The sequence below is a fragment of the Actibacterium sp. EMB200-NS6 genome (assembly GCF_001305615.1).
Lineage (GTDB): Bacteria > Pseudomonadota > Alphaproteobacteria > Rhodobacterales > Rhodobacteraceae > Actibacterium_A > Actibacterium_A naphthalenivorans.
On sequence record NZ_CP010869.1, the window covers coordinates 2,819,943 to 2,838,067 of the forward strand.

Below are 18,125 nucleotides of genomic sequence, written 5' to 3' on the forward strand. Positions count from 1 at the left end.
CCGTTACCGCGTCGCCGCGACGGACGTGCTCAGCAGCGACGGTGTAAGCTGTTGAATCACGCGGTTCCAACGCGTGATCGGCTGTTCGGCAACGAAGACCACATCGTTGGGGCGCAGCTCGAACCGCGTTGCCAGCAGAAAATTCGCCGCATTGCGCCCGTCAAGCTGCCACGCGGTAACCGAGGCGAACTCTCGCGGGTCGGCCGAACCGCGCAGCACATAGATTTCACGCACATTCCCGGTTTGTGTCGGAATGCCACCGCCTTCGTTGTAAAGCGCGTCGGCTAGCGTCGCCTGCCGATCGAAGGGAAGCGGAAAGCGGCTCTGGTTGCCGACTTCGCCGGTCAGGTAGACATAGTCCCGCGCGACCGCATCCAGATCGAGCTGGGTCTGATAATTGCTGCGTGCCTCTTCCAGCGCGGCGCGGCGCAGCGTCACCTCGGCGCTCAGTTCGGTCAGGGCATCGGTGCGCGCCTTCTGACGGAACTCGGCAATGCGGATCTGCTCCTCGAAATAGGCCTGTGCCTGTTCGAGCCTGTATTCGGTATCGACGAAGATACTGTCGCCATCCACCAGCTGGATACGCTGCAACCCGCTGCGGGCGTAAAGCTCGGACAGCGGGATCTGATAGAGTGTACCCTGGCGGTACAGCCGGACCGAGGCGTAATCCTGATCGGTCACCGTGACCCCGCCAGCCGCCGCCAGCGCGGCGTCGAGATACAGAGGGGTCAGCGCGATTGGCGCAACCGTGGGCGAGGCGACCGCCCCCCCGATCGAGACCTTCTTGGAATTGAATTCGGCAATCTCGAGGCTGAACGACGGGTCGATCTGATTTTCCACCAGGCGCTGGAACAGTTCGGCCTCGGCCTCTTCCAGCGTCATGTCGGCGATGTGGATCCGCCCGACATCGGGAATGGCGATCGCGCCATCATCCTGAACGGTATAGCCCTGACGGCGGTTCTGGGCGGCCAGCAACCCGGAAAGCTCCTCGATCGTGGTACCCGCCTGCGGCGTCGCCAAAAGCACCACATCGCCCACGCCGATCTTATAGGGGCCGGGATCGGCGGGCGGCGGAATTCGGGTTTCGAGCGCCGCGGGGCGGTTTTCTGCCTGGAACGCCGGTTCCGGCAGGGCGCCCGCGCCGCGCAGGGTGCCCGCGGATCCCGCCGTCTGAGAGAACACCCCCGGCAGGGCCAGCGGCCGATAGGCCGACTGGTTCGCAAGCATCACGCTTTCCGACGTGATGGGCACAACGCGCACCTTCGATGCCTCGCCCGCGCCGCTTCTCACGGCGGGGCTTTGATATGCCAAGCCACAGCCCGAGAGAAGAAGAGCGAGACAGGAAACAGTCAGAATACGCATGAGCAAGACCTCCGCGAAGGGTAAGAGCAGGCACGCCGCCTGATCAAAAATATAGCGTAAAAACAGATACTTTGCAAAATCGAACCGAACCGCATCATCTCAGCACCTGTCTGGATGCCAAAGGACCGATTTCCGCGCCGGCCCATTGGCGGGATTGCATGATTTCCCCCCGCCCCGGATCGACCCAGTATAGGTTCTGGAAAGACTGATCCGCGCCCTGGCAACGTTCCTGCATCAGCCGGGTCGCGACCACGCGCTTGCCCAGATCCACGTCGCGGGCGCCGCGGCTGGCGATCTCGCAGACGTAGGTTCGGATCTCGACCTGATCCTCGCCGCCGAGATAGCTGTGGAACCGTTTCGCGGTGCCGGCCCGCCCCGACAGAACCAGCGCGCGCGATTGCGCGACGTCCGCCGTCATGAGATCGCCGCCCAGCCCGCGTGACCCGACCAGGAATCCGGAGCGGAAATCCAGGCTCACCTCATCCGCGCTGATCCAGTTCTCCACCCCGTCGCGCCTGACACGCCGCAGGAAGACGGCGGTCTGCTCGCGATCCTCGACCGCGACGATCAACGCCGGCACACCGGATTGAGAGAGCGCTTCGAACTCGGCCGAAAAATCCGAAACGTCATCATCCTGCGACAGCCACTTGCGGAGCTCGGGATTGACACCTTCCGTAGAGGAGCACCCCGCAAGGCCCGCCGCCAGCATCGCCAGAAGGAAAAGCTGTCTCATCGCCAGAACCTTCCCCAATGTTCCTGCAGCTCGGGGGCGTGATAGCCGCGCGTGACCTCATAAAGCCGGTTGCGCACATCAAGCCGCGCGCCACCGTCGCGCGTTACCGGGCGGATCACGGTGCCGAACCCGCGCTGCGACGGCTCGCCAGAGAGCCGGGACAGCGGAATCTGAATGCGTATGCCCTTGTCGAAGGAGCCTTCCCCGAACTCGTCAGAGGATACATCCGTCAGCGTGAAAAAGGCCCCCACCCGGATCCCGTTTCCGAATTCGCGGTCTAGGCTGAATGTCGCGCCCCAGTCGCCGGCAAGGTAGCGGCCGACATCGACCTGCCCCAGATAGCCCGCGCCCAAATCGTAATAGGCAGAGGCGTGGCCGGTCATGACATCGTAATCCTGAAAGCCGAAATCGATGTCATAATCGCGTTTGACCGCATAGTTCAGCTCTGCCCCGAGGGCGAGCGGCCCGGTCACCGGCTTCCACAACAGTTCGGTGGAAAGACCGCCGTACATGCGCTCAAGATACCCCGCCGTTACCCGCCCATAGAGATTTTCGCCCGGTCGAAAGAAGTACTCCTGGGTCAGATGCGTCAACTCGAGATCCGACTGGGTGTTGTAGAGCACCACGTCCGACCGCACATGCGGCAGAACCGAGTCGGAGACACGCGTCGCCTCATCCAGGTTGCCGATGATCGGCTGACGCAAACTCCCCGAGTAGACCAGCCCCCGCATCGGCGCGAAGGACGCGCTGAGTTCGGCGCCGATATCGGCCCGGACCGGATCATCGGGATCGAACAGCGACGGGGAAAGATAACCGTTCAGCCCATAGGCGAAACGCGGATAGACCCCGGCAAGAGCCTCGGTCCGGTCCAGCCCGCCCGCATCCGAAATGTCGGCGCGCACATAGCTTTTCCAGCTCCCGTCCAGCTCATGCTCCAGCTCTTCGAGATCGCGGCGTTTGATCGTGACGCTGGACATCGGCACGCCGTTTGCCACCGGCACGATGGTGAAGGTTTCAACAGACGGCGGCAGGGTGTTGGCCAGCACCCGCGCGGCACGCCCGATGGCCTGCGCGCCCACGTCATAGCGCCAGTTGGCCAAATGCACCGTGGCGGAACCGGCGCTCAGATCCAGCGCTTCGAGCGCCATCCCCTGACGCGCGAGCGCCGATCGCAGGCGCTCCTCCCCCTGAGAAAGTTCCTGCCTGCCCGTCACGCCCCAACTCGCCGCCGCGATCGCGTCGCGCGGCAGGATCGCCGGCGGGGCCTCTTCGATGCCGCCCGGATAGGGCGCGCTCTTCGGATCCAGGGTGTAGCTCAGCACCAGACCAAGCTCTGAGCCATACATATAGTAGGCGCCCAGATCGAACCCGTTCTTGAAGCTGTAGTTGGCGCCGAAGTTGAACGGGGATCGGTGATCCAGGCCCATGTTCCTGACTTCGCTGACGTTGTCATCGGATGAATATTCGAACAACAGCGCCAGTTGATCCGAATAGTCCCATTGCACGCCACCGAAAAAAGCAGCGTCACCGCGGAAAAACCGGCCCGTCTCGACCTCGCCGGTTCCGGCCCATGGTGGGCGATTGTCGAACCGGTCGGAAAACACGGATAATGGATTTGAAAAGCCACCATAGGTGCCCAACCGGCCCCAACCGATGCCGCCCGAAAGCTTTACCGATGGCGTGAGATGCCGGGTCGCGACAAAATATTCCGCCCCGTATACGCCCGTTCCGCCGAAATCGCGAAGCCCGAGGGCCACCGCCGGAAAATACCGCCCCTCGTCGGCAAAGCGGTACTGAAGGTCAAAGCTTCGGTCATAAAACGTGTTTGTGCCGTCCCGATACCCGTCGAGAGTGGCATACCGGAAGCTGCCGGAAAGCCGGGGGGTGATCTGAAAGCTCAGGGTATTTCGCAGAGTCTCGCCGAAATGCCCGACGGTGAGCGTCAACGCACCGTCAGGCATGCTTTCCGCCGTGGGCGTGTCCATCAGGCCGGTGGTGCCGTAGAACGACAACACCGGACGAGACTGCGCGCCCCCCCAGTCGGAGGGTATGCCAAGGGTTAGAATGCACGCCATGCCTGCCCAACTGGCGCGTCGATAGAAAATGGCCATACGGATCTGCCCCGATCCACCTAATTCTTTTCTCCACCCTAACAAAGCGACAAACAACCGCCCCCTCTTTTCGGGCAGATGCGGGCCGCTATGCCGGCGAATGTGATATTATTGATATTATCGCGGCACTTTCTAACGCCTGCATATCTGTCGAACCCTCAGGAAGCGCTAAAAAAGATTCACCTGCGTCTAAAAATTAGACAAAAACTCAAGCGCGCCCGCGAAAACCGCACTCTCGCTCTGAACCACCCGATTTCCCGGCGTGCAACACAGTTCGGTCGCGGCCTGCGACCGGTCGTCCCCGGGGACCAGCCGGCCAGGCGGAAACGATGAAGACACGGCGGGGGCAATCGCCGGACGCCGGATATGCCAAGGCGAACATGCCGAAGCCCGGATGCGCAGCGCTGCAGCGCCGCATTGACGGAGGCGCCGGCCCTGCTAGCCCGAATCCCGCCCGAGGCAAGGCGCGACATCCTATTTTTTGAGTGCCGCCAGACTCTTACACCTTACTTTCCAATACCATGCGCAATTGACATCGCCCTTCAAAGCTGGAAACGTCCGCATGACAAAAATCTTGCAGCTTTGGGGGGGAGCCGTGAATGCTCATTCGTCTGATCGACGGAATTAACGAGATCGTGGGGCGTATCGTTTCACTGGTCGCGATCATCTTTGCCGCGATGATCATCTACGATGTCGTCATGCGCTATGTCTTCAATGCGCCCACCCGCTGGGCCTTTGACGTGACGAGACAGCTCTATGGCTTCTATTTCATCATGCTTGGCGGATACGCGCTCCGGCATCAATCCCATGTGCGGGTCGATCTGCTGATTGAGCATCTTTCCGCCGGCGCACGCCGCTGGGTGGAGATCGCGGGCTACTTCATCTTCTTCTTTCCGTTCACCTGGGTTTTCCTGACCCGTTCCATCGAATTCGCGCAGCGATCGTGGAACCAGGGGGAAACCACGTATGGTTCGGTCCAACTGCCGGTATACCCGCTGAAAATCGCAATGGCCGTGGCCGCCGGGCTCTTGTTCATCCAGGGCATCTCGGAGGTGCTGAAGCTCGTTCTTCACAAGGAGGCCAAAAATGATTTCGCCTGAGCTTATCGCCATCGTCATGTTCGGCCTGCTTGTGATCGGGCTGTTCATGGGCCATCCGCTGGCCTTCGTTCTGGGCGGCACCGCGGTTCTTGGCGCGGTCATCGCCGGCAAGCCGATGGTGCTCGGCATCATCATCAACCGCATCTTCGGCGACGTGCTGGATAACTTCACCCTGATCGCCATTCCGCTATTCGTGCTGATGGCACGGTTTTTGTCGGATTCCGGCGTGACCGACAAAATGTTTGAATCGCTGCGGCTTTTGCTTGCGCAGGTGCGCGGCGGTCTGGCGCTGGCGGTGGTGTTCATCTCGATCCTGCTCGCCGCGACGACGGGCATCATCGGCGCTTCGATCACCGTGATGGGCGTGATGGCGCTGCGTCCGATGCTGCAATATGGCTACAGCCCGTCGCTGACCGCGGGTGTCATCGCATCTTCGGGGTGCCTCGGCATTCTCATTCCGCCGTCGATCATGCTGATCCTGATGTCCAGCTACTCGCCGCTGTCGGTGGGCGAGCTTTTCGCCGGCGCGATGGTGCCCGGTGTTCTGCTGGGCCTGCTGTACGCCGGCTGGGTGACGATCGTGGCGATCGTCCGCCCCGACATGGCCCCCGCCGTACAGCCCGATGAAAAGATCAGCCGCGGCGCCCTGTGGCGCATGCTGGCCGTCGAGGCGGTGCCGCCCCTGGTGCTGATCATCGGCATTCTGGGCACCATGCTTGCCGGTGTCGCCACGGCGACCGAAGCCTCGGCCATCGGCGCGGCGCTGGCGCTTGTCATCGTGATCATGCGCCGGAAGTTCGAGTGGAAGACCTTCTATGGCGCGCTTCTCGAAACCGGGCGCACCTCGGCCATGATCCTGTTCATCGTGGTCGGTGCCACGGCCTTTACCGGGGTGTTCAACATCACCGGCGGCCTGCGAGCGGTGCAGGACGTGATGCGCGGCCTCGACATGGCGCCTTGGATGCTGATCGCGGTGATGATGTTCATCGTCTTCATTCTGGGCGCGTTTCTGGACTGGACGGGGATCGTGCTTTTGTCGTTCCCGATCTTCCTGCCGATCGTGCAGGAGATGGGGATCAGCCTGCTGTGGTTCGTCGTGCTGATGGCGATCGTGCTGCAGACCTCGTTCCTGACGCCGCCATTCGGATATGCGCTGTTCTATCTCAGGGCCATCGCGCCCTCCAGCGTGAAGACATCCGAGATTATCGCCGGTGTGATGCCGTTCATCGGCCTCATCATCGCGATGTGCCTTCTGGTCGCCTTTTTCCCGTCCCTTGTGACCTGGCTGCCGGAAAATCTCTACGGACCCAAATAAACGGAGGAGGAAGACATGACTATCAAAACCGGAATTCTTGCGGGCGCGGCCTTTGTGGCCACGCTTTGCGGCCCGGCCATGGCCCAGCAAAGCTGGACCATGACCAGCACCTGGCCGTCGTCGCTCGAACTGATCGAGATGGACAAGCACTTCGTCGATCTGGCGAACAAGCTGGCCGGTGACGAGGTGAAAATCGACTTCTACGAGGGCGGCAGCCTGGTGCCGGCAGGCGAGGTGTTCGGCGCGGTTGAATCCGGCACCATTCAGGCCGGGGCTGACTGGCCCGGCTATTGGGCCGGACGCGACCCCGCGTTCTCGCCCCTGGCGACGCACGCCAGCCTGTTCAACGCCGTCGATTACGTGAACTGGATCCAGCAATGGGGCGGTGCCGACATCTATAACGAGGTCTACGGCCGTTTCGGCATGGTTTACCTGCCCTATACCGTCACCAACAACGAATCGGGCTTCCGCACCAACGCGCCGATCCGCAACACCGCAGATCTGAAGGGCAAGCGCCTGCGCCTGTCCGGGCTTGAACAGGGGCAGCTGCTGGAGCGGCTCGGCGGCAACCAGGTTTCGATGGCCGGCGGAGAGATCTATCAGTCGCTCGAGCGCGGCGTGATCGACGGGGCAGAATTCTCCACCCCGAATGTCGACTATTCCGGCGGCTTCCACCAGGTGACGAAATACTGGTCGACACCGGGCTGGCACCAGTCCTCGTCGGTATTCGGCGTGATGATCAACAAGGCCGCGTGGGACGCCCTTTCGCCCGGCGCGCAGGAAAAGCTGAAGATCGCCGCTGACGCGACGATGCTGTGGTCGCTCGCGTTCACCGAGAAGCGGGCCACCGAAGCCTATGGCAAGTTCCAGGAAGCCGGGGTCGAGATCACCCGTATGGATGATGAAACCCTTGCCGAAATCCAGACCATCGCCAATTCGGTGATCGAGGATGCCGCCTGCGCCAGCCCCACCTCGGCGAAGGTCTATCTCAGCCAGCTCGAGTATCTGAACGACTATAAAAGCTGGCGCGATGCCTCGGCCCCGTTCAACCTGGGCCGCACGCCGAACGGCCCGGATATCGAAAAGATCCGCGCCTGCGCCGGTCAGTAACGGCCTTTGAATGACACGGGGGCCCGCCGTTTTCGGCGGGCCCTTTTTCATGCGGCGAAAACGCCCGCCAATCAGCGGCATTCCGGCAATTCCCTCTTGACGCCCCCCCGTCCCTCGCTTACCTAGCCCTCGCTCTTGGCGGAGTAGCTCAGTTGGTTAGAGCAGCGGAATCATAATCCGCGTGTCGGGGGTTCAAGTCCCTCCTCCGCTACCATATCCCCTCAAGGGATTTTCCCCATAAAATCGAAGCACTTGGGCGATTCATCGCCCACTGACCCAGCGCTTCGCGGGGGGTGTCATATCACCCTAAACTGGCCCATTGGCGCTGACGTCAGACAGTCAAACTATTTTCCGGGTTGGTCAATGTGATCGGGCTTAGCCTGATCGGCCTTCTGCGCTGCGGCATAACCTGCCACGGGATTTTCCCTCCAGCGTCGACTAGAGTCCGCCCCAATCTGAGGACGAACAATAACCCAAGAGAAAGGCGCAGCAGCCAAAGCCCGAACGCACTCACCAAAACACTGGACCGGCGGAACAGACGTTCCACCGCAATGTCTCTCAAGCTCATCCTCTTATGCTGATGACCTCCTCAAGCACTTCGATCACGTGTGCGCAATGGGTCTCTGGCGACGCGGCATAGTGCACGCGCCGGGCGTAGGCCGCCCGCGACATCGCAGCGACGGTCGCGGTATCGCGCAACCTACCGAGCGCCCCGGCGAGCGCCTCGCGCCGATCGTAGACAATCCCATTAACACCATCCTCGACCATTTCGTGGGCAGCAGACCACTTTCCGACAATACATGGAACGCCCACACCAAGCGCCTCGCATGTCACTAGCGGGTAACCTTCGTACCACAGGCTGGGGAACACTAGCGCCCGTGCGCGCGCCAGCCACTGTGCAACCTCGGCGGGGCTGACCCAGCCCGCCAGCTCGGCCTCGGGATTGGCGGCGCGGATCTCGGCCTCCTGCGGGCCTGAACCCAGAAACACCGCCCGCACCCCTGCCACCTTTGCCGCGCGGGCAAAATCCAGCGCGCCCTTCTCGGGCATCAGCCGACCGATGAACAGGAAGACGTCATTGTTCTCGGCCGCGACGCGCGGGGCGTTCAGGTCGATCTCGACCGGGTTCAGAATATGATGTAGCTGCGCCCCTGCGGGCAGGTAGGGACGCATCGCAGCCAGCTGCGTTTCCGAAATATAGGCGATATGGCGCAGCTTGCGCGGCAATCCACCCGGCCCCCACAGCGCAACCTGCCGGGCCACCCGCCACCCTTTTTGCAGCCCCGACCGAGCGTCGCAATTGGTGCTCATGCAGCGCGGACCAAGCGGACGACGGGTGCAGATCTCTTCCTTGCGATAATCGTAAAACCCGCCATTCGGGCAGGCGAGGAAATATTCGTGCATTGTGAAAAGTGAGGGGAACCCCGCTCCGGTCAGCACGGGTCCGAGCGCAGGAGAAAGCGCGCGAGAGAAGCTGTGCGCATGAATCGCGGTGCGCACGGGGTCGAGTGGGGCAAGAGTAGCGCGCAGGGCACGCGCCGCCCCCACGTTCCAGATCCCGCGTCGCATCGCGCGCAGGCGGTTCGGATCATCGAGCACGTCTGGTTCGTTAAGGCAGATCACTTCCACGCCGCTTGCCGCAAGATCGGGGTCGACCGGACCGGTGGGGGCGAAGAAGATCACCCGGTAACCCATCGCCACCAGCCCCTTTGCCTCGATGAATGCCACCTTTGCAGTACCGCCGTTGAGGCGGGCGCTGTCGGTGGCAATGACGATGGTGTCCAACTGCGCCATGCTAAGTGTTCCCGAAACGGTCGTGGTAAATAAGGAAATCATCCGCGTAGAGGTTTTCGAGAAAGGTCTTGGCCTGAGGTCCGAGCGCAAGGTCGCGGGGGCGTTTGGACTTGTTGCTGTGGGTCGGGGCATACGTCTTGCCAAGACGCGTTGCGATTTCGCTCATACTCTCGTCGAAGGTTTCAACGCGGCCAATGTAGTCTACGATAACCTTGCTCTGGCGATCGGTAAGGTACCAGGCTTGAGGGGTAAAATGGACCCAGGACATGATCCTTGCCCGCAGGAACGGGTTCCGTGCCATTGCAGTCAAAAGAGCGTCGGGCGTGTCGAAGGCAGAGAGATAGCGAGCCGCGAAAGCGTTATCTTTATCGGTCAAAGCCCCAGTTTTAAGATAGTAAAATGCAGAAAAAAAGCGATCTGTTGGATCCCGCATCAGAGAAAAGGTGAAAAGACGCTCAAAGCGCTCAACGTCACGTGAGCGCCAACCGATTGCCGGGGCATGGCCGAACAATTGGTCGGTGTTGTACACAGCTTCGCAGACACTTATCCCCGCCGTTTTGGGAATGTGAACGAAAATTGCGCCGGAAACATCTTGTACCTCGCGGGGCGCGGCGTAAATCGGCAGGCCCCGTGACCAAAAGGCTATGAAATAGCGTCGTCCGAAGCCAGTAAGATGGGCTAACTCTCTCGGTCTCATGATAACTCCTTGCCGCGATCAACCGAGGCAAGACTCACCAACCGATCGATCAAGTCATTGAAGTTACGCGCGGCATCGAAGTGCGCGTGGGCATGTTTTAGCGCAGCATCGCCCATCTGCCGTGCAAGCCTCCGATCTTCGGCAAGGCCCCCTAATGCCTGGACGAACCCAACATCGTCCGCAGCGTCAGGCGTGAACCCGGTCTGGCCATCAATCACCAGATCGGGAATGCCACCGATGGCGCTTGCCACTGCCGGGAGGCCCGCCGCTGCCGCTTCGGCCAGCACCTGTGGCGACATATCGGACCGCGTGGGCAGGCAGAGCACGTCCATCGACGGCAACAGCTCCCCAACCAGCCGGTCGTTCGGCACCCGGCCATGCACGATCGCATGATCCGCGAGGGATCTGGAGGCCGGATCCCCGGACACGATATGCAGCTCGGCCATATCAGCCAGCGGTCCCTTGATCCACTCGACGAGACGGGCCGCCCCCTTGCGACGGATATCGTTGCCAATGAAGACTACCCGCAACTTGCCCGGCGCGTTGTCTGATCTGGCCTCTGGTCGGAACCGCTTCAAATCAATGGACGGCGGCATCACGGTGATCGCCGTATCCGCTACGCCACAATCGTCGCGCAACGATCCGGCCGCCCAGCGGCTCATCGGAAACATGTGGGCGGCGCCCCGCAGGAGTGCAGCCTCACGTGCCATGTCTTTCGGATTCCAGGCGTCGCGCGGCAGGTCACGCTCGATACCGGCGCGGGTGTTGTCGAGTGTGACTGTGAAAGGGGGCGCCGCCGGGGCCTGGGCGATGGCGGCAGCGGGCCAGTGCGCCGCAAAGTGCACGGCATCAGGTGAGAAAGTGCTCAACATGGCGCGGACGGTGCGCCCACTTCGCCCCGAAAAGGCGTCGATCGGGTCGATCCGCCGGAACAGATGGTCGCGTTGGCGCATGTTGTTGCGTTTGTGCAGGAGCGTATCCCAACGGCTGAGCGAGACCGAAACCACCCGCGCTTCGATATCCTCGCGCCCACGCAGCACCCGCTCGAGCTGGGCGCGATAGGTCCGCCATCCAAGCGCATCCTGAAGCACAAAGGCGAGGCGCGGGCGGTTCATTTCAGCCCGTCCGCGTCGGTTTCGAATGGCAGGCCAACAAGCGCCCGGCCCAGCAGAACGCCTTGCAGCAAAGATGCGATGATCATGCCTGTGATCACTCCGGAAAGACCGGCGTAATATGCGCCTGCGGCAGTCAGCGCCACTATCGCGCAAAAGGTTACAATGCGAATTTGAAGATTGATCCCGAAATTGCGGGTAGCCAGGAGCCCTGATTGCAAAATCGTGGCGGAGGCAGATACGCCCGCAGCCACCAGACATAGGGCAAGCTGGATGGCCAGTCCGGTATAGGCCGGCCCGAACACCGTCACCAGCACCCATTCCCCAATGACCAGCGCCACAACAGCCCCGGCGGCGGTAGACCCGGCGATCAGGGCGACAAGCTGGCGCAGGGTACGGCCGAATGCACGTTTGTTTCCGACAACCGAATAGTGCGCCAAGCGGGCAACGATGGACTGACCGATGGCCATGGTGACTGTCGTTACAGCCTGCATCGCATAGGCGACCACGGTGAACTGACCAAGCGCCGCAAGACCAAGGAGATGGCCGATCATGTAGCGCGGGGTCGAGGCCTGAAGCGCCGAAAGTAACGCGTTGAAGGCAAGTGGCAACGAGGTGACGGCAAGCAAGCGCACCTTTTGCGCTCGCAGCAATCCGTTGTCACCAGTAGCACGGGCCAGCCGCCCCGCGCTGCCAAGATCGAGACCGAGGGTGATCAGCGCCCACGCAACCAGCAACCCGCCGTAGGCGGCGGTGGTGGAGCCTGTAAGGACGATCACCCCCCAGAACAGAGCCGCTCCTCCAAACCCGCGCAAGATTAGCGAACGGGCCACATAGTTCATCCGCTCGCCCTTTTGGAACATGCCGTAACACAGATCGGAGAAAGTCTCGATGCCCTTCGCCGCGCCCAAGACAAGCATCACCGGCCGCATTTCCGGCCCGACGAAAACAAGCACTATGGCAACGATGATACCGTAGGCGACAGCGCTCGCGACGATTCGCAACATCCTGAATTCGCGGAAGCTGAATTCGGAGCGCGCGTCAGTCGCTTGATTTGCGCGAACGCCAAGATTGAAGAACCAGTAAATCGGCAGGATGATTGCGCTGGCAAGGCCGAAGCGCCCGACATCTTCCACGCTGGCAAACCGCGCAAGAGCAACAAGGATGAGGAACTGGCAGACGACATAGGAAATTTGCCCCAGCAGCCCCCATCCGACCAGCCTGCGCAGTCTGACCTTCGCCTCTCCTGAAGGGACGTCAACCATGGGTCTGCCCTGGCTTGAAATACGCATCCCAGATGGCGATATCCGGTGCGCAAAGCTTGCGCACTTGCTCCATCAGTTCGGGTGTGATTGTGGACTTCCGCGTGTCTTTTGACTGACGCCCCTTGTTTTCATGACCGACACGCACTCGCACGCCCAGCTCGCGCTTCAGGTCGGCAGTAAAGCCCGGAAGATCCTCAAGGCGACCCACCACGCTAAACTTTTCGCGCAGATTGGCGATTGCCTTTTTGATCAGAGCGGGGTCGGCAAGATCGGGAGCTTTCGGTTGTCCGGAATAGTACTCGACATAGCTCGCCCCGAGACGCCGCGCACGGTCCGTTTGCAGAAAATCGGCAAAACCCTCGTCAATGATGGCATGGTCGCCCTGTTTGCCGTAACTCCAAAAGTAATGTGACACAAAACGCGCCACGGGCTCACGCAGAATGGTCACGAACTTATAGCGATCGTAAAAACGCTCATACGCGACATCCGAAAAGGCCACGTGCAGAGAGATGCAGCGCACGTCGTCGAAAAGATGGTAGAGCAACATTTGCTCGCGCAGGTCCGCTACATCGATCAGCATAGCCGCACGGTCAGAACGCGCAGAAAACGCCTCAAAAGCACGAAAACTTTCATCAGGCCTTACTGTCGCCTGCGAAAGAATATATCGCTTGCGCAGCGCCCTACCCACCGAGGTTCCTCCGCATTTGGGGACATGATGAAAGACAAGGCGCGTTGGTATCGCGGCATCGGCCAGAGCTAAACGCACATTTTTTGCTGTGTCGACAATTCCCATTGGATATCAGATCCCAAATCCCCGACCGAAAGGTCCACATGGAGCTTTGCGGCAAGTTGCTTGTCTACGTCACTAAGCGCCCCTTGAGAGCAATCATCGATGCCTATTCTTTCACAACTAAAGGAGGCAACGCTCGGTGTACAGTTTGGCGGCGCCAAAGTCGCGTATTTTCAAAAAATTCCACCTAGTGAGCACAGTAATTTGGCGGAAACTCCGGAAAGGTAGCGGCGCCCCGACAACTCGCGCGGTGGTCAAGCCCCTCGGGCCAGAGTCGAGGTGCAATCAGCTCCACCAAAGAAGGGTGCCGGAGGCTTGGAAACTGATTGCGAGCTGACCGTAGCGGGGCGGGCTGCGGCGCCAATCCGCAAGATAGCAGAAGGCGTGTGATACCCGAATCCTCTCGATGCAGGCACAGACCGGGATATCGTTTGTGAGCACATCCAGGGGATGAAACCATAGCACTAAGGCGCAACGCCCCGGCAGGATCTGCACTTTCATCTGCGATGAGCCTGTTCACGCGGCATCTGGCAAAAGTCAGAAGGCCATATGAACACCACCTATTCAGCATACACCTCGGCAACTTCCCGAAAAAGCCTATCCATCGAGTAGCGAGCCCCATACAGCGCACTGCAGTTTGCACGCATCTCACGCAAACTGTGCTTGTTCAGGCTCATCAAGGTTTTCGCCAAGGCCTCGTCGTTCGCCTCAAAGGCGATGCCTGATTTTCCTTCCTCAAACAATTGTTCCATCCCGCAGCGCCGCGAGGTGATAACAGGTGTGCCATTGCGCAGGGCTTCTGGAATGACAAGTGGCAGCCCCTCCCAGCGTGACGGCACCACCAATGCGTCCGCAGAGGCGTACCAACTGTCGATATCCCGCCGATCGACCCAACCGACCATGTCTACCCCGTCCGGAACCTCAGGTTGATCCGCCTCACGTACCGCCGCTCCGATCACATGCAATACAATATCCGGGCGCTTTTCCCGGATTTTTCTTAACGCTGCGAAAAGAATATCGAGCCCTTTCTGTCGGTCGAACCTGCCAACAAACAAAAGATGAAGCTTGTCTGGTTCGCCTGCAAACAAGTCGGATCTCACATCGGCGGCAGGCGGCGGTACGGCATTTTCTATGAGTATCTGACGTCCGCCGTAGTTCCCTGTCGTTGCCACTTCGAGATCATGGATCGAAACGTTCACTACCACGTCCGCCAAACCACACAGCCGGCCCTCGATCGCCCGTACCACGCGGGCGCGAAAACTCTCGCCATACTGCAATGCGGCCCATCCATGGGCACAATATATCGTGCGTGGAAGCCCACCCAAAACTCGCATGGCCAATAAGACAGGCAATGAAAATGAGGAGTGGAAGAAGGCCACGTCGGGGCGCTGCGTGCGAGCCAGATTCCGGAAGGCTCGGATTTGCGCAAAAATCGCCATCGCCCCCCGCTTTTTCAGCGGATAGGTTATCACCCTCGACTCGTCACCCATGATAGCAGCATGTTTCGCGGGCATGAGAAACACCTGATCGAAAGCGGATGCATCCATCTCGGCGAGGCCTTTTTGGTAGGTGCCCACGCCGCCCATAGCGGTTTCGCAGAAATGGAGCACTTTGATTCGGTCTCGTGACGATCTCATGTTCTATCTCCAGCTATACTCAGGTGTAGGTAAGAGTCGCGCCCCCCGCTTGGCTAGCAAAAGTTGAGATTGCTTACCCCTCAGCGCGTCGCTTCGCTCTTGCTGCCGCGTCTTTCGCAGACAGGGTTCCGCGACCGCACAATCTTTACACATGATGGAATGGGTTCAAGTTGGTGTTGGGCGCGAAGAGCCACGAGGGCACTGGCTCGGCCAAGTTGAGCCATGTGGGCCGGGCGTTCCAGCGCCAGCGCCTTCATACGATCCCCAACCGCCTGCGGTGGCAGGCTTACAGCTTGATGCTCCCTCCAGACTAGAGCGGAAGGATGGCTAAGTGGCATCTAAGAAGTAGAAAGGTTATTGCTTCTTTGAAACGCTGGCATTGGTGGATACGAAAGAGATAATCGCTTGATATGCTTTTGTTTCTGAAAAACGATGATTTCGCAGCATGCGAATCCAAACAACACGAAAAGATGACGCCAGTGCAAGGAGTCAACAACCACGCTGCTTGCAAACTGCCCGACAATAGCGGCTAAAACAGCAATACGAATGGGTTGGCGATCATCTTGCGCCTTTATGCTCCGGAACAACAAATATATAAGAACGCATATAGCACCAAAAAAAGTTGCGAAGCCAAACCAGCCATTTTCCACAGCGACCTTTAGATAGATATTATGGGTAGCAAGTCCAAAGTCACTATCTGGGAAATGGGTTCTTCCAACGTAATGGCCAGGCCCGACACCTAGTGGCTTTCTTTCAACTACTTGCAATGCGTTCGCCCAGTTTTGAAAGCGATGACTGTCATATGATTGGAGTTGGAACCGCTTAAACAGAAAGTCCACCAAATTTAGCTTCTCCAACATGTATACACCGGCGCTGATAGCAGCGGCACTTCCCACCGTACTCAATGCAATAAATGTTACTAGCGTCTTGCGCCTTCTTGCAAATAGCAAAATCAAAGTTGACATGACAAAAATAGAAACACCTGTACCCAGCCAAGCGCCGCGGGAGAATGTCAAGAACATCATACCAAGTAGAAAGAATGAGGATATGAGCCTTAACGCTTGCCTGCCCACATCGGGACGAAGGGCGTTCCCCAACATCAGCAGCCCGGCAGACCCCATAAAGGGACCGTAGACATTTGGATCCTTAAAAAGAGGGGAAAGCCTCAGCCCGTCATCCGCCTTGAAGTACAAAGTTATTGGTCCGGGGGCCACTCGAAAAACCGCCAACATGCCGATGAACCCAGACACGCCAGCTGCAATGAAGAAAAACTTGTAAAACTTCTCTACGGCGTCTTCACCCAAAGCGTCGGTAAAGTGCGCCATCAGAAGTGGTATAAGAAGCATATATATCGTGATCGCGACATATCGACCACCAAAAGTTGCGCTTTTCCACGCGAAACTAGAGACTAAGTTGGCGAACAGATAGGCGGCGACAAGGTAAAAGAAGAATTTTAGATACCTGCTGACGAAAATCCGACCGGACAGCAAGAGAGCCAGAAAGGAGACCACAAAAGCAAGATCCGATGGAGCTGGCTCAATTATAACCACGAACAAAGAAATAAAGAAAACCAGAAGGAAACTATATGAAGTTAACTGCAATCTGGCTTGTATAAGATTCATTTTCTGCCCTCAAAAATCCTAATTTATATGCTATACACATCTGCTCAAAATCACCAACATTCGATCATACTAAGCTTGCCCACACAACGCAGTTGCACATCAATTTGCTCACGAGTTGGGCAGAAATGTGCTCATCGCTACGACGCCAGGGCGCATTCTGCCCGTTTGGTTAAGAATGCCAGCGCTACTTTATATTGCTGATCTAGGCCATGCGGGCCGATGAAAACTCGGAAGATCCGGTCGACGGCGCAGATGGATGATGCGGAACAAAACGCGCGAAGGTACCAGCTTGCCGATTGCCAAAACGAGGATGCCAACATGCGGCACAGGCGCGGCCGCGTCCTCCGCAACAGGCAGGCCGCGCCGGGCATCACCGCATCGCACCAGGCAGGCTACGGCTTACAACCGAATAAGATGGTTGTCCCAGGCGACCCGGTGGCTTTCGGCCCCCAGAACCCGGCCCTGCTCCATATGGATCACGGTGCCGTTTCCTGTCGTCGCCACAAACCCCTCCGGCCCCGCGTTGATACCACAAACGTCCCCTTGCGGCAGTTCGGCCGCGAAAACCGCGGTGTCCGTGTCGAACATCTGAATGGCGCCGCCCCGGGGCGAGGTGATCGCAACCGAACCGCCGTCCGACGAGATCGCAACGCTGCCGGCGTAGCCCTCCATCCGGCGGTGCAAATCGTCCGGCGCCTGCAGCAGCAGCACGTCGTCGCCATCACGGTGCAGGCCCAGAAGCGGCGGGTGAACCGCGCCGTCGCCCTGCCACTGCATGGCGAATGCCACCAGACCATCGTCCCGCACCGCCAGATGACGGATCGAGTTCAGGTGCAGATCGGCGTTCAGTTCGATCTGGCCGGTGACCTGCCCCATGCCATCCAGATAGGTCAGGTTGGGCCGCATCACCGGCAGGTTCAGCTTGGCACGGCCCGCATCCGGGTGGGTCTCGATCCCGCCGTTGGCCACGACCATGGTATCGGTTCCGGGCAGCCGGGCGATGTCATGCGGGCCGACCCCGCCCGAGGAAAACTCATCAATACGGATGTAATCCGTGCCGGCCTGCCAGACGCCGATACGGCCCTGCCCCGCCTCGTAGTCGTTCTCTGGCGTGAACAGCAGCGATCCGTCGGCGGAGAACACCCCGTGGCCGTAGAAATGCCGCCCCTCGGGCGCCTCCATCCGCGACCGGATGCCGCCGGAGATACAATCGAGCACGATGGCGAAGGTCCCCGGGCGGCGGGCAAAGGCGACCGCTTCGGGCCGGGAGGGATGCGCGGCAGCGGCGTGCCCCCTGTCGGGCAGCGGAACACTGAAAAGCGGTGCTCCCAACTCGTCCAGCCCGTACAGGTGATAGCTGCCGTCAGGCCGTTTCGCGGCGGACAGATAGGCCGGGTTTCCGGCATCGGCCCAGCTTGGTTTCGGCGCCAGCCCGGTGGCCAGCATGCCTGCCATGAATCCCCGGCGTGTGGTCATG

At 59.8% G+C, this 18,125-nt stretch carries 14 protein-coding genes and 1 tRNA gene; 4 read left to right on the top strand and 11 right to left on the bottom strand.

Annotated elements, in window-relative coordinates:
• Positions 1-3 precede the first annotated feature (3 nt).
• From TQ29_RS13675 to TQ29_RS13685, 3 genes are all read right to left on the bottom strand, one after another.
• Entirely contained in the window at positions 4-1,362 is a 1,359-nt protein-coding gene (locus tag TQ29_RS13675) for a polysaccharide biosynthesis/export family protein (RefSeq protein ID WP_173585964.1), read from the bottom strand.
• A gap of 94 nt (positions 1,363-1,456) precedes the next feature.
• Positions 1,457-2,095 carry a YjbF family lipoprotein gene (locus tag TQ29_RS13680; protein WP_054539614.1) on the bottom strand — a complete coding sequence of 213 codons (639 nt, stop codon included), beginning with the start codon at positions 2,093-2,095 and terminating at the stop codon, positions 1,457-1,459.
• Complete coding sequence (locus TQ29_RS13685) at positions 2,092-4,206, bottom strand: YjbH domain-containing protein (RefSeq protein WP_082386648.1); 2,115 nt, start codon at positions 4,204-4,206, stop codon at positions 2,092-2,094. Before TQ29_RS13685 ends, TQ29_RS13680 begins: the two co-directional genes overlap by 4 nt.
• A gap of 599 nt (positions 4,207-4,805) precedes the next feature.
• On the opposite strand from TQ29_RS13685, the gene TQ29_RS13690 reads away from it, so the two are divergent.
• The 4 genes from TQ29_RS13690 to TQ29_RS13705 all read left to right on the top strand — a co-directional run bounded on the left by TQ29_RS13690 (position 4,806) and on the right by TQ29_RS13705 (position 7,945).
• A complete protein-coding gene (locus TQ29_RS13690; RefSeq protein WP_037208557.1) occupies positions 4,806-5,306 on the top strand; it encodes a TRAP transporter small permease subunit in 501 nt (166 codons plus the stop codon).
• Positions 5,307-5,322: 16 nt separating this feature from the next.
• Entirely contained in the window at positions 5,323-6,621 is a 1,299-nt protein-coding gene (locus tag TQ29_RS13695) for a TRAP transporter large permease subunit (protein ID WP_054540450.1), read from the top strand.
• 15 nt (positions 6,622-6,636) lie between these two features.
• Positions 6,637-7,731: a TRAP transporter substrate-binding protein DctP gene (gene dctP / locus TQ29_RS13700; protein WP_054539615.1), complete on the top strand. Its 1,095-nt coding sequence runs from the start codon at positions 6,637-6,639 to the stop codon at positions 7,729-7,731.
• Between the two features lie 137 nt (positions 7,732-7,868).
• Positions 7,869-7,945, top strand: a tRNA-Met gene (locus TQ29_RS13705).
• A gap of 350 nt (positions 7,946-8,295) precedes the next feature.
• On the opposite strand, the gene TQ29_RS13715 is transcribed toward TQ29_RS13705, so the two are convergent.
• From TQ29_RS13715 to TQ29_RS13750, 8 genes are all read right to left on the bottom strand, one after another.
• On the bottom strand, positions 8,296-9,525 hold the full coding sequence (locus TQ29_RS13715) for a glycosyltransferase family 4 protein (protein ID WP_162231831.1): 1,230 nt from the start codon (positions 9,523-9,525) through the stop codon (positions 8,296-8,298).
• Position 9,526: 1 nt separating this feature from the next.
• Positions 9,527-10,222, bottom strand: a complete 696-nt coding sequence (locus tag TQ29_RS13720; protein WP_054539617.1) for a sulfotransferase family 2 domain-containing protein — start codon at positions 10,220-10,222, stop codon at positions 9,527-9,529.
• On the bottom strand, positions 10,219-11,337 hold the full coding sequence (locus TQ29_RS13725) for a glycosyltransferase family 4 protein (RefSeq protein WP_054539618.1): 1,119 nt from the start codon (positions 11,335-11,337) through the stop codon (positions 10,219-10,221). Before TQ29_RS13725 ends, TQ29_RS13720 begins: the two co-directional genes overlap by 4 nt.
• Positions 11,334-12,599 carry a lipopolysaccharide biosynthesis protein gene (locus tag TQ29_RS20905; protein ID WP_054539619.1) on the bottom strand — a complete coding sequence of 422 codons (1,266 nt, stop codon included), beginning with the start codon at positions 12,597-12,599 and terminating at the stop codon, positions 11,334-11,336. The genes TQ29_RS13725 and TQ29_RS20905 overlap by 4 nt, the downstream gene beginning before the upstream one ends.
• Positions 12,592-13,392: a sulfotransferase family 2 domain-containing protein gene (locus TQ29_RS13735; RefSeq protein WP_082386652.1), complete on the bottom strand. Its 801-nt coding sequence runs from the start codon at positions 13,390-13,392 to the stop codon at positions 12,592-12,594. The genes TQ29_RS20905 and TQ29_RS13735 overlap by 8 nt, the downstream gene beginning before the upstream one ends.
• A gap of 557 nt (positions 13,393-13,949) precedes the next feature.
• Positions 13,950-15,026 (bottom strand): glycosyltransferase family 4 protein, encoded by a 1,077-nt coding sequence (locus TQ29_RS13740; RefSeq protein WP_082386653.1) that lies wholly within the window; start codon positions 15,024-15,026, stop codon positions 13,950-13,952.
• Positions 15,027-15,364: 338 nt separating this feature from the next.
• Complete coding sequence (locus TQ29_RS13745; protein WP_054539622.1) at positions 15,365-16,648, bottom strand: O-antigen ligase; 1,284 nt, start codon at positions 16,646-16,648, stop codon at positions 15,365-15,367.
• 399 nt (positions 16,649-17,047) lie between these two features.
• Positions 17,048-18,124 (bottom strand): DUF1513 domain-containing protein, encoded by a 1,077-nt coding sequence (locus tag TQ29_RS13750; protein WP_054540452.1) that lies wholly within the window; start codon positions 18,122-18,124, stop codon positions 17,048-17,050.
• Position 18,125 lies beyond the last annotated feature (1 nt).

What these genes read in the sequence shown, in the direction of transcription:
- TQ29_RS13720 (WP_054539617.1), bottom strand. Translation starts at nt 10,222, where the DNA reads ATGAGACCGAGAGAGTTAGCCCATCTTACTGGCTTCGGACGACGCTAT.
- TQ29_RS13680 (WP_054539614.1), bottom strand. Translation starts at nt 2,095, where the DNA reads ATGAGACAGCTTTTCCTTCTGGCGATGCTGGCGGCGGGCCTTGCGGGG.
- TQ29_RS13690 (WP_037208557.1), top strand. Translation starts at nt 4,806, where the DNA reads ATGCTCATTCGTCTGATCGACGGAATTAACGAGATCGTGGGGCGTATC.
- TQ29_RS13675 (WP_173585964.1), bottom strand. Translation starts at nt 1,362, where the DNA reads ATGCGTATTCTGACTGTTTCCTGTCTCGCTCTTCTTCTCTCGGGCTGT.
- TQ29_RS13740 (WP_082386653.1), bottom strand. Translation starts at nt 15,026, where the DNA reads ATGAGATCGTCACGAGACCGAATCAAAGTGCTCCATTTCTGCGAAACC.
- TQ29_RS13735 (WP_082386652.1), bottom strand. Translation starts at nt 13,392, where the DNA reads ATGGGAATTGTCGACACAGCAAAAAATGTGCGTTTAGCTCTGGCCGAT.
- TQ29_RS13725 (WP_054539618.1), bottom strand. Translation starts at nt 11,337, where the DNA reads ATGAACCGCCCGCGCCTCGCCTTTGTGCTTCAGGATGCGCTTGGATGG.
- dctP (WP_054539615.1), top strand. Translation starts at nt 6,637, where the DNA reads ATGACTATCAAAACCGGAATTCTTGCGGGCGCGGCCTTTGTGGCCACG.
- TQ29_RS13750 (WP_054540452.1), bottom strand. Translation starts at nt 18,124, where the DNA reads ATGACCACACGCCGGGGATTCATGGCAGGCATGCTGGCCACCGGGCTG.
- TQ29_RS13685 (WP_082386648.1), bottom strand. Translation starts at nt 4,206, where the DNA reads ATGGCCATTTTCTATCGACGCGCCAGTTGGGCAGGCATGGCGTGCATT.
- TQ29_RS20905 (WP_054539619.1), bottom strand. Translation starts at nt 12,599, where the DNA reads ATGGTTGACGTCCCTTCAGGAGAGGCGAAGGTCAGACTGCGCAGGCTG.
- TQ29_RS13745 (WP_054539622.1), bottom strand. Translation starts at nt 16,648, where the DNA reads ATGAATCTTATACAAGCCAGATTGCAGTTAACTTCATATAGTTTCCTT.
- TQ29_RS13715 (WP_162231831.1), bottom strand. Translation starts at nt 9,525, where the DNA reads ATGGCGCAGTTGGACACCATCGTCATTGCCACCGACAGCGCCCGCCTC.
- TQ29_RS13695 (WP_054540450.1), top strand. Translation starts at nt 5,323, where the DNA reads ATGTTCGGCCTGCTTGTGATCGGGCTGTTCATGGGCCATCCGCTGGCC.